The following is a 10,215-nucleotide window of genomic DNA, read 5'->3' as shown; positions in this document are numbered from 1 at the left end:
GGGCGCTACCCGTAACGGCCGCGCCAGCGACTCCAGGCGCCTCGGCGTCAAGCTGTTCGGCGGCCAGGCCGTTTCCCCGGGTAACATCATCGTCCGTCAGCGTGGCACCAAGTTCCATGCCGGCGCCGGTGTCGGGATCGGCAAGGACTACACCCTGTTCGCTCTGGACGAGGGCGTGGTCAAGTTCGAGACCAAGGGTCCGAAGAATCGCAAGTTCGTGAGCGTCGTCTCCGCCTGAGACCGCCCCGAACTGTCGCGAGAAGGCCCCGCCATGGCGGGGCCTTCTTGTATCATGGCGATATGGATCGCCGGGAGAATGACCAATGCAGTTCGTCGACGAAGCCTCGATCATCGTGGAAGCCGGCAAGGGCGGCAATGGCTGTCTGAGCTTTCGCCGCGAGAAGTATGTGCCCAAGGGCGGCCCCGATGGCGGCGATGGTGGCCATGGTGGCAGTGTCTACCTGATCGGTGACGACGCCCTGAATACCCTCATCGACTTCAAGTACCAGCGCTTCTACAAGGCTCAGAACGGCCAGCCGGGGCAGGGCCGGCAGATGAGCGGGCGCGCCGGCGAGGACCTGCACGTCAAGGTGCCGGTGGGCACCACGGTGATCGACGAGGACACCCTCGAGGTGATTGCCGATGTGACCGAGGCTGGGCAGGTGGTGCTCGTCGCCCAGGGCGGTCGTCGCGGGCTCGGCAACATTCACTTCAAGTCCTCGACCAACCGGGCGCCGCGGCGTACCACGCCGGGTACCGAGGGCGAGCGTCGCAACCTGCGCTTCGAGATGAAGGTGATGGCGGATGTCGGTCTGCTGGGCATGCCCAATGCCGGCAAGTCGACCCTGATCCGCTCGGTCTCGGCGGCCAAGCCCAAGGTGGCCAATTACCCGTTCACCACCCTGGTGCCCAACCTCGGTGTGGTGAAGCTCGGCCAGCATGAGCATTTCGTCATGGCCGACGTGCCGGGCCTGATCGAGGGGGCGTCGGATGGCGCGGGCCTGGGGTTGCGTTTCCTCAAGCACCTGACGCGCACGCGACTGCTGCTGCATGTGGTCGATGTCGCGCCCTTCGATGAGAGCGATCCGGTGGCGGCCGCCCAGGCCATTGCTCACGAACTGGGGCAGTTCTCGCCGGCGCTCGCCGAACGTCCGCGCTGGCTGGTCCTCAACAAGCTCGACCTGCTGCCGGCGGAAGAGCGCGATGCCGCGGTCGACGACATCGTGACGCGCCTGGCGTGGCAGGGGCCTGTCTTCCGGCTGTCAGCGATCAGCGGCGAGGGGACCGATGCCCTGGTGCAGGCCGTGCATCGTTGGCTCACCGAGCAGCGTCGGCTGGAGAACGAGGACGAGGAGGCCGCCGAGCACGAACGCGAGATGCGCCGTCGCATGGACGACGAGGCCGTGGCGCGTGCCGAGTCTCGCCTGGGTCGTAAGCGCAAGCGAGCCGACGAGGACGACGATGACTTCGATGATGATGATTATGATGTCGAGGTCGAATACGCGCCCTGAGGGGTAAGGAACTGGCTGCGCTCGACCATGTGGGGTTAAAGGCAGGCTCAAGATGCTCGTGTGCAATAGCGGACTCCGCTCTTCGAGCGGCAGAGCAGCCCAAATCGGCTCCTGCCGGTTTGTCGCCAGCTTTTGCCTCGTCTGGTCGTTGCTTGCTCAGTTTTCCAGCTCGAGGGGGAAAGAAGGTTGAGCCGAGGAGCCAAGGAGCCGATGGACGATCTCGAACAAGTACCCGGTCGCGAGGCGCTGAAGCGCATGCGACGTGTGGTGGTGAAGATCGGCAGCGCCCTGTTGACCAACGACGGGCGGGGGCTCGACGAGCCGGCCATCGGCGGCTGGGTCGACGAGATCGCTGAGCTGCATCGTCGTGGTATCGAAGTGGTGCTGGTGTCTTCCGGCGCCGTGGCGGCAGGCATGGTGCGCCTCGGTTGGCAGGTCCGTCCCTCCGAGGTGCACGCCCTGCAGGCCGCCGCCGCTGTGGGGCAGAACGGCCTGACCGAGTGCTACGAGGGCCATTTCGCCCGCCACGGGCTGACCACCGCCCAGGTCCTGCTGACTCATGACGACCTTTCCAATCGCAAGCGTTACCTCAATGCGCGCTCCGCGCTGCGCACCCTGGTCGAGCTGGGGGTGGTGCCGGTGGTCAACGAGAACGATACCGTTGTCACCGACGAGATCCGCTTCGGTGACAACGACACCCTAGGGGCCTTGGTGGCCAACCTGCTGGAAGCCGACGCCCTGGTCATTCTGACCGACCAGGAAGGCCTCTTCGATGCCGATCCTCGCCATGACCCGAATGCTCGCCTGATTGCCGAGGGGCGCGCCGACGACCCTCGGCTGGCCGAAGTGGCCGGGGGCAGCGGTGCCCTGGGGCGGGGCGGCATGTCGACCAAGGTGCGAGCAGCGCGTCTGGCGGCGCGTTCCGGGGCGGTCACGGTGATTGCCAGCGGCCGTCAGCGCGAGGTGTTGAGCCGACTCGTCGAAGGCGAACGGCTGGGGACCCTGCTCATGCCCGAGCGTGCGCCCATGGCGGCGCGCAAGCGCTGGTTGGCGGGCCAGCTCCAGGTGCGCGGCAATCTGACCCTGGACGATGGCGCGGTGAAGAAGCTGCGAGACAGCGGCTCCAGCCTGTTGCCGGTGGGGGTGAAAGGCGTGTCGGGCAACTTTGTGCGTGGCGACATGGTGTTGTGCGTCGACGAGCAGGGGCAGCGGGTGGCCAAGGGGCTGGTCAATTACGGTGTCGATGAAGTCCGTCGCCTGCTTGGTCAGCCCAGCCACCGCATCGAGGCGATTCTTGGCTACATGGAATCGCCGGAGTTGATTCACCGCGACAACCTGGTGGTGATTTGAGGGTGGGCGCTCCCCCTTGACGAGCCTGGCAAGATGTCGCGCGGCATGATAGTATGCGCCATCCTCTCAGACACGGCCCGTAAGCGACTGCGCCACCTTGCGCGGTCGGCCGGATGGCCAGGCCGACGGGGATTTTTTATTTCCCTGTTGGATCAAAATGTTATTGAACACCGTCGAGTGCGGCGGTAACAACTTTCTCCAAGGAGACAGTCAGTGGCTAACACTAAGCAAGCCCGCAAGCGCGCCCGTCAGGCAGAAGGCCGTCGTGTCCTGAAAGCCAGCCAGCGCAGCATGGTTCGCACCTACGTCAAGAACGTCATCAAGGCCGTCAATGGCGGTGATCACGCCAAGGCGATGGATGCCTTCAAGCAGGCCCAGCCGGTCATCGACCGCATCGCCGACAAGGACGTGATCTCCAAGAAGAAGGCCGCTCGCCTGAAGAGCCGTCTCAACAAGCGTATCAAGGCCCTGGCAGCGTAAGCGCGCCGGACGCCCATGGGGCTTTGCGAACCATTTCGCGAATGCCCCATCGAAGAACCGGCTGCGGCCGGTTTTTTTGTGGCTACCCGTTGGGCCGTCGTGTTGCGGCCTCAAGCATAGCGCCTGACGGTCTCTTGTGCTGGCACTTCCCGGCAGGTGCCCCGAGGATCGTTGCCGTGCGACGTCCACAACCGTTCCCGGCGGCTTCTGGTGTCCGCTTTACCTGGCCTGGCAAGGAATCACCGTGACCGATCGACAGGAATATCCCGAGCAAACATCCGATGCCACGACAGCGGTCACTGAGGGGGCTTCGCACCAGGTGGCGCCTCGTCGAAGCGGGCTGATGCGTTCGGGCATGGTCGTCAGCAGCATGACCATGCTGTCGCGGGTGATGGGGCTGGCCCGGGACATGGTGATCGCCACGCTGTTCGGCGCGGGGCAGGGAGCGGATGCCTTCTTCGTTGCCTTCAAGGTGCCCAATTTCCTGCGCCGGCTGTTCGCCGAGGGAGCGTTCAACCAGGCCTTCGTGCCGGTACTGTCGGAGTACGCCACCCAGCGTACCCGGGAGGAGGTGCGCGAGCTGCTCGACGCCGTGGCCGGCAGTCTGGCGGCGGTGCTGGTGCTGATCACCGCCCTGGCCATGCTGGCTGCCCCCTGGCTGGCCTGGGCCTTCGCGCCAGGGTTTGCGCGTGACCCCGAGAAGCTGGCGCTCACCGCCGACATGCTGCGCCTGACCTTTCCGTACTTGTTGCTGATCTCGCTGACGGCCTTCTCGGGCAGCGTACTCAATACCTGGGGGCGATTCGCCGTGCCGGCCTTCACCCCGGTGCTGCTCAACCTGTCGCTGATCGGCGCGGCGGTGTTGCTGACGCCCCTGGTGAGCGAGCCCGCGATGGCGCTGGCCTGGGGCGTGCTGATCGCCGGGGCGATGCAACTGATCTTTCAGGTGCCGTTCCTGGCCCGTCTCGGCGTGCTGCCGCGCCCCTGGCCTCATTTTGCCCACGATGGCGTGCGCCGCATTCTCAAGCTGATGGCGCCGGCGATGTTCGGCGTCTCGGTGGCGCAGATCAACCTGCTGCTGGATACCGTGCTGGCGTCGTTGCTGACGGCCGGCAGCGTGTCCTGGCTGTACTATTCCGATCGTCTCGTGGAGCTGCCGCTGGGCGTGTTCGGGGTGGCCATCGGCACGGTGATCCTGCCGGCGCTGTCCAAGCGGCATGCCGAGCAGTCCCGGGAGCACTTTGCGCGCATGCTCGACTGGGCGATTCGTGCCGTGCTCTTGCTGGGGTTGCCGGCGGCTCTGGCGCTGGTGGTGTTGGCCGAGCCATTGCTGATCACCCTGTTCTATTATGGCGCCATGACCGATCACGACATCGACATGGCGGCCATGAGTCTGCGTGCCTATGCCGTGGGCCTGGTGGCCTTCATGCTGATCAAGGTGCTGGCGCCGGGGTTCTTTGCCCGCCAGGATACCAAGACGCCGGTCACGATCGGAATGATCGCCATGGCTGCCAACATGGTCCTCAACCTGATCCTGATCTGGCCGCTGGCGCATGCGGGGCTGGCGTTGGCCACGGCGCTTTCGGCGTTTCTCAATGCCGGGCTGCTGGGTGGCTTGCTGTATCGTCGAGGCATCCTGGTCTTCCAGGCGGGCTGGGGACGCTATGCGGTGCAGTTGCTGGGTGGCTGTGTGGCGATGGGAGTGGCGCTTGCCTGGCTGTCGCCGGACTGGCACCAGTGGCTCGGCTGGTCGCTGATGACGCGAGTGGGCTGGATGGGGCTCCTGGTGGTGAGTGGCGCGGCGGTGTATTTCGCCTGGCTGGCGGCGACGGGGGTGCGGCTCCGGCATTTCCGGATGAAAAGTTGAGGACGGGGCCACGTTCAGCGCGGCTGTCAAGGGGCGCTCGGTCCGTTATAATCGACCACTTTACTTTCTGCGCGAATAGCCCATGCAAGTGATTCGAGGATTGCACAATCTGCGTGACGAGCATCATGGCTGCGTGGCGACCATCGGCAATTTCGATGGTGTGCATCGCGGCCATCAGGCGATCCTCGATCAACTGCTCGAGCGCTCGCGCTCGTTGTCGCTGCCGGCCACGGTAGTGGTCTTCGAGCCCCAGCCCAGGGAATTCTTTGCCGGAGACCAGGCCCCGCCCCGGCTGACGCGACTGCGCGACAAGGTCCGGCTGCTGGCCGAGCACGGCGCCGATCGCGTGCTGTGCCTGCCCTTCAACGATGCCCTGCGCAGCCTGACCGCCCGAGCCTTCATCGAGCAGGTGCTGGTGCAGGGGCTGGGCGTGCGTCACTTGGTAGTGGGCGATGATTTTCGGTTCGGCTGTGACCGGCGGGGCGATTTCGAGCTGCTGCAGACGGTCGGCAGCGGGTCGGGCTTCGATGTCGAGCATACCCGGACCTTCCTGCTGGATGGCGAGCGTGTCTCCAGCACGCGGGTGCGCACCATGCTGGCTTCCGGCAACTTCGATCAGGCTGCCCGCATGATGGGGCGGCCGTATCGGCTCGGTGGCCGGGTGGTGCGCGATCGCCAGCTCGGGCGGACCATCGGTGTGCCCACCGCCAACCTGCCGCAGCCACCGCATCCGCTGGCCTTGCAGGGCGTGTATGCGGTCAAGGCCGAATTGCCGGGAGGGCGCCATGCCGAGGGCGTGGCCAATATCGGCTGGCGTCCTACCGTGGGGAGCTCGCGCCCGGTGCTTGAAGTGCACCTGTTTGATTTCGACGACGACCTGTACGGCGAGCGATTGACGGTACTGCCCTGCGCCAAGTTGCGCGGCGAGATGAAATTCGATGGCCTCGAGGCCCTCAAGGCCCAGATCCGCGCCGACCAGGCTCGCGCGCGACGCTTCTTCGCCGAGACGGCGGCGACCGGAGATTCCCTACCTCTGGCATCGGCGCCGCTGGCGCGCGAGGCCGTGTTTTCCGACTCCTCGGCGGGACTGCCCGCCGACCATGATGACGGCTGACCCCCAGGATATGAGCGACTACAAGCACACTCTGAATCTGCCAGAAACCGAATTCCCGATGCGCGGCATGCTGCCCAAGCGCGAGCCGGCTCGGGTGGCCCAGTGGCAGGAGATGGATCTCTACCATCGCCTGCGCGAGGCGCGTCGGGGGCGCGAGTCCTTCGTGCTGCACGATGGCCCTCCCTATGCCAATGGCAGCATTCACATCGGCCACGCGCTCAACAAGATCCTCAAGGACATCATCGTCAAGTCCAAGAACCTGGCGGGGTTCGACGCCCCCTATGTGCCGGGCTGGGACTGTCATGGCCTGCCCATCGAGCACAAGGTCGAGACGACCCATGGCAAGCACCTGGCGCCGGAGCAGGCCCGGGCGCTGTGCCGCGAGTACGCCGCCGAGCAGATCGACGGGCAGCGCGAGAGTTTCATCCGCCTGGGGGTGATCGGTGATTGGGAACGTCCCTATCGCACCATGGATTTCGTCAACGAAGCCGGTGAGATCCGTGCCCTGGCCGATCTGGTCGAGGGGGGCTACGTCTTCAAGGGGCTCAAACCGGTCAACTGGTGCTTCGATTGCGGCTCGGCCCTGGCCGAGGCGGAAGTCGAGTATGCCGACAAGCAGTCCGATGCCATCGATGTGGCCTTTCCCTGCGCCGAGGACGACAAGCTGGCCGCCGCCTTCGGGCTGACCGAACTGCCCAAGCCCACCGCTGTGGTGATCTGGACGACCACGCCCTGGACCATCCCTGCCAACCAGGCGCTGAATGTACATCCCGAGTTCACCTATGCCCTGGTCGACGTGGGCGAGCGGTTGCTGCTGCTGGCCGAGGAGCTGGTGGAAAGTTGTCTGGAGCGGTTCGGGCTCGAGGGCAACATCATCGCCACCGCCGCCGGCGAGCGGCTGGAGCTGATCGAGTTCGCCCATCCGTTCTATGAGCGTCGTGCGCCGGTGTTCCTGGCGGACTACGTGGAAGTCGAAGAGGGCAGTACCGGCATCGTCCACTCGGCGCCGGTGCACGGGGTCGACGACTTCGAGTCCTGCCGTCGCTACGGCATCGAATTCGATGACTTCATCAGCGTCGTCAAGGGCGATGGCGTCTATGTGGACGATCTGCCGTTCTTCGGTGGGCAGTCGATCTGGAAGGCCAACCTGCAGATCGTCGCCAAGCTTGATGAAGTCGATGCCCTGCTGGCCCACCACACCATCACCCACAGCTACATGCATTGCTGGCGCCACAAGACGCCGGTGATCTACCGGGCCACGGCCCAGTGGTTCGTGGGCATGGACATGATCGGTCAGGACGGTCTCAGCCTGCGTGACAAGGCCCTGGCCGGCGTCGAGTCGACCGCCTTCACGCCCGCCTGGGGCAAGGCGCGCCTGCATGCGATGATCGCCAACCGTCCGGACTGGTGCATCTCGCGCCAGCGCAACTGGGGGGTGCCGATTCCCTTCTTCCTGCACCAGCGGACCGGCGAGCTGCATCCGCGCACCGTCGAGCTGATGGAAGAGGTCGCCAAGCGCGTCGAGCGCGAGGGCATCGACGCCTGGTTCCGCCTCGATCCGGCCGAGCTGCTGGGCGAGGAGGCCGGCGAGTACGAGAAGGTCACCGATACCCTGGACGTCTGGTTCGATTCCGGCACCACGCATCGTCATGTGATGCGCGGCTCGCACCCGATGGGGCACGATCAGGGGCCGCGCGCCGATCTGTACCTCGAGGGGTCGGATCAGCACCGCGGCTGGTTCCACTCTTCGCTGCTCACCGGATCGGCCATCGACGGCCATCCGCCGTACCGCCAGCTTCTCACCCATGGCTTCACCGTGGACGAAAAGGGGCGCAAGCAGTCCAAGTCGCTGGGCAATGTGGTGGCGCCTCAGGATGTGATGGACAAGCTCGGGGCCGATATCCTGCGGTTGTGGGTCGCCTCGACCGACTATTCCGGCGAGATGGCCGTGTCCGACCAGATCCTCAAGCGTACCGCCGATGTCTATCGACGCATCCGCAACACCTCACGCTTCCTGCTGGCCAACCTCAACGGCTTCGACCCCGAGCGCGATGCCCTGGCCTTCGATGACATGCTGGCGCTGGATCGCTGGGTGGTGGATCGCGCCGGCCAGTTGCAGGCGCGCATCCAGCGTGCCTACGAGGAATACCGCTTCCTCGACGTCTATCAGCAGGTGCATGGCTTCTGTGCCCGGGAACTGGGCGGTTTCTATCTGGATGTGATCAAGGATCGCCAGTACACCACCCAGGTGGACTCGGTGGCCCGACGCAGCGCCCAGACGGCGCTGTACCACGTCGTCCAGGCGCTGGTCCGCTGGATTGCGCCGATCCTCAGCTTCACCGCCGAGGAGATCTACGAGCATATCCCTGGCCAGCGGGGCGACAGCGTCCTGCTCGAGGAATATTACGATGGCCTGGGCACCCTGGAAGAGAGCGCCGAGCTGGGACGTGAGTTCTGGGAGCGGGTGCTCAACGTCAAGCAGGCCGTCAACAAGTGCCTGGAAGATGCCCGCAACGCCAAGGTCATCAAGGGCAACCTGGCCGCCGAAGTGACGCTTTACGTGGACGACGAGCTCCGGGAGACGCTGAGCCGTCTCGGCGACGAGCTGCGCTTCGTGATGCTGACCAGCGAGGTGCACCTGGCCCCGCTGGCTGATGGCGGCGACGCCGAGGCGACCGAGCTTGGGGGGCTCAAGGTAGCCGTTGCGGCCAGCGAATACCGCAAGTGCGAGCGCTGCTGGCACCACCGCGAGGATGTCGGCCAGCATGCCGGTCATGAAGACCTGTGCGGTCGCTGCATCAGCAACCTGCCGGAAGGCCCCGGCGAGACCCGTCATTATGCGTGAGGTGGGCAGCATGCCAGAGCATGACACCCGGCAGGGAGCCAAGGCGGCTCCCATGCGACAGCCGTTGCGTTGGCTGTGGCTCGCCGTGGCGGTGATCGTCGTCGACCTGGGCACCAAGGCTTTGGCGTCCAGCCTGCTGGAATACGCCAGGCCGCTCGAGGTCCTGCCGTTCTTCAACCTGACGCTGCTGCACAATACCGGCGCGGCGTTCAGCTTCCTGGCCGATCATCCCGGCTGGCAGCGATGGTTCTTTGCGGCCATTGCCGTGGCGGCGAGCGTAGGGCTGACCATCTGGATGCGGCGCCTGCGCGCCGACGAAAAGATGCTCGGCGCCTCGCTTGCCCTGGTCATCGGCGGGGCGCTGGGCAACCTGTATGATCGGCTGGTGCATGGTTATGTGGTGGATTTTCTGTCCTTTCACCTCGCCGGCTGGTACTACCCGGCCTTCAATGTGGCGGACATCGGCATCACCCTGGGCGCCATCGGGCTGATCGTCGAGTCGCTGTTCGGCGAACGTCGCCGCGCCAGACGACGGCGTTGAACATCATCTGCAAGAGAGCATCCATGAGCGATCAACAAGCGAACGGCCATCGCATCGACGAGGGTATGCAGGTTACCCTGCATTTTACCCTCAAGCTGGAGGATGGCACCGTGGTCGATTCCACCCGGGACAAGCAGCCGGCCACCTTCCAGGTCGGTGACGGCAACCTGCCGCCTGGCTTCGAGCGCCCTCTCAAGGGACTCGGCGCCGGCGAGAACGGCAGCTACGAGATTGCGCCCGAGAATGCCTTCGGCCAGCACAATCCCCAGAATGTCCAGATGATCGCCCGGGACGACTTCGGCGACGAGGCGCCCGAAACGGGCATGGTGATGTCCTTCGCCGATGTCGGCGGCGGTGAGTTGCCGGGGGTCATCAAGCAGGTCGGCGACAAGCAGGTCGAGGTGGATTTCAATCACCCCCTGGCCGGGCGTACCCTGACCTTCGAAGTAGAGGTGCTGGACGTGCAGCCCGCTACCACCCACTAGGCAAGCACCGAGGCTAGGCAAC

General features: G+C 65.3%; 9 protein-coding genes. All 9 read left to right on the top strand.

The window, feature by feature from the left end; all coding sequences use genetic code 11:
- Nucleotides 1-238, top strand: a 238-nt coding sequence (rpmA, locus tag A9O65_RS01885; RefSeq protein ID WP_064701198.1) for a 50S ribosomal protein L27, incomplete at its 5' end; no start/stop codon positions are given.
- An 85-nt stretch (nucleotides 239-323) separates the two neighbouring features.
- Complete coding sequence (cgtA, locus tag A9O65_RS01880) at nucleotides 324-1,511, top strand: Obg family GTPase CgtA (RefSeq protein ID WP_064700187.1); 1,188 nt, start codon at nucleotides 324-326, stop codon at nucleotides 1,509-1,511.
- Nucleotides 1,512-1,721: 210 nt separating this feature from the next.
- Entirely contained in the window at nucleotides 1,722-2,861 is a 1,140-nt protein-coding gene (proB, locus tag A9O65_RS01875) for a glutamate 5-kinase (RefSeq protein WP_064700188.1), read from the top strand.
- 213 nt (nucleotides 2,862-3,074) lie between these two features.
- Nucleotides 3,075-3,341, top strand: coding sequence for a 30S ribosomal protein S20 (rpsT, locus tag A9O65_RS01870; protein WP_064700189.1), 267 nt, complete (start codon nucleotides 3,075-3,077; stop codon nucleotides 3,339-3,341).
- 343 nt (nucleotides 3,342-3,684) lie between these two features.
- The gene (gene murJ, locus A9O65_RS01865) at nucleotides 3,685-5,208 is read left to right on the top strand and encodes a murein biosynthesis integral membrane protein MurJ (RefSeq protein WP_064701200.1); all 1,524 of its coding nucleotides are present in this window, start codon (nucleotides 3,685-3,687) and stop codon (nucleotides 5,206-5,208) included.
- An 82-nt stretch (nucleotides 5,209-5,290) separates the two neighbouring features.
- A complete protein-coding gene (gene ribF, locus A9O65_RS01860) occupies nucleotides 5,291-6,322 on the top strand; it encodes a bifunctional riboflavin kinase/FAD synthetase (protein WP_064701197.1) in 1,032 nt (343 codons plus the stop codon).
- A gap of 10 nt (nucleotides 6,323-6,332) precedes the next feature.
- Entirely contained in the window at nucleotides 6,333-9,167 is a 2,835-nt protein-coding gene (ileS, locus tag A9O65_RS01855) for an isoleucine--tRNA ligase (RefSeq protein WP_175473467.1), read from the top strand.
- 10 nt (nucleotides 9,168-9,177) lie between these two features.
- Nucleotides 9,178-9,708, top strand: a complete 531-nt coding sequence (lspA, locus tag A9O65_RS01850) for a signal peptidase II (protein WP_064701199.1) — start codon at nucleotides 9,178-9,180, stop codon at nucleotides 9,706-9,708.
- A 23-nt stretch (nucleotides 9,709-9,731) separates the two neighbouring features.
- The gene (gene fkpB, locus A9O65_RS01845) at nucleotides 9,732-10,193 is read left to right on the top strand and encodes an FKBP-type peptidyl-prolyl cis-trans isomerase (RefSeq protein ID WP_064700192.1); all 462 of its coding nucleotides are present in this window, start codon (nucleotides 9,732-9,734) and stop codon (nucleotides 10,191-10,193) included.
- Nucleotides 10,194-10,215 lie beyond the last annotated feature (22 nt).

Origin of the sequence: Halomonas caseinilytica (genome assembly GCF_001662305.1) — a bacterium.
GTDB classification, from domain to species: Bacteria; Pseudomonadota; Gammaproteobacteria; order Pseudomonadales; family Halomonadaceae; genus Halomonas; species Halomonas caseinilytica.
Note: the sequence above shows the minus strand (reverse complement) of the source record. Positions and strands in the feature narration are given on the sequence as shown.

Bases quoted from the DNA above. Each gene is read 5' to 3' on its own strand.
- proB (WP_064700188.1), top strand. From the start codon at position 1,722: ATGGACGATCTCGAACAAGTACCCGGTCGCGAGGCGCTGAAGCGCATG.
- ribF (WP_064701197.1), top strand. From the start codon at position 5,291: ATGCAAGTGATTCGAGGATTGCACAATCTGCGTGACGAGCATCATGGC.
- ileS (WP_175473467.1), top strand. From the start codon at position 6,333: ATGAGCGACTACAAGCACACTCTGAATCTGCCAGAAACCGAATTCCCG.
- fkpB (WP_064700192.1), top strand. From the start codon at position 9,732: ATGAGCGATCAACAAGCGAACGGCCATCGCATCGACGAGGGTATGCAG.
- lspA (WP_064701199.1), top strand. From the start codon at position 9,178: ATGCCAGAGCATGACACCCGGCAGGGAGCCAAGGCGGCTCCCATGCGA.
- cgtA (WP_064700187.1), top strand. From the start codon at position 324: ATGCAGTTCGTCGACGAAGCCTCGATCATCGTGGAAGCCGGCAAGGGC.
- murJ (WP_064701200.1), top strand. From the start codon at position 3,685: ATGCGTTCGGGCATGGTCGTCAGCAGCATGACCATGCTGTCGCGGGTG.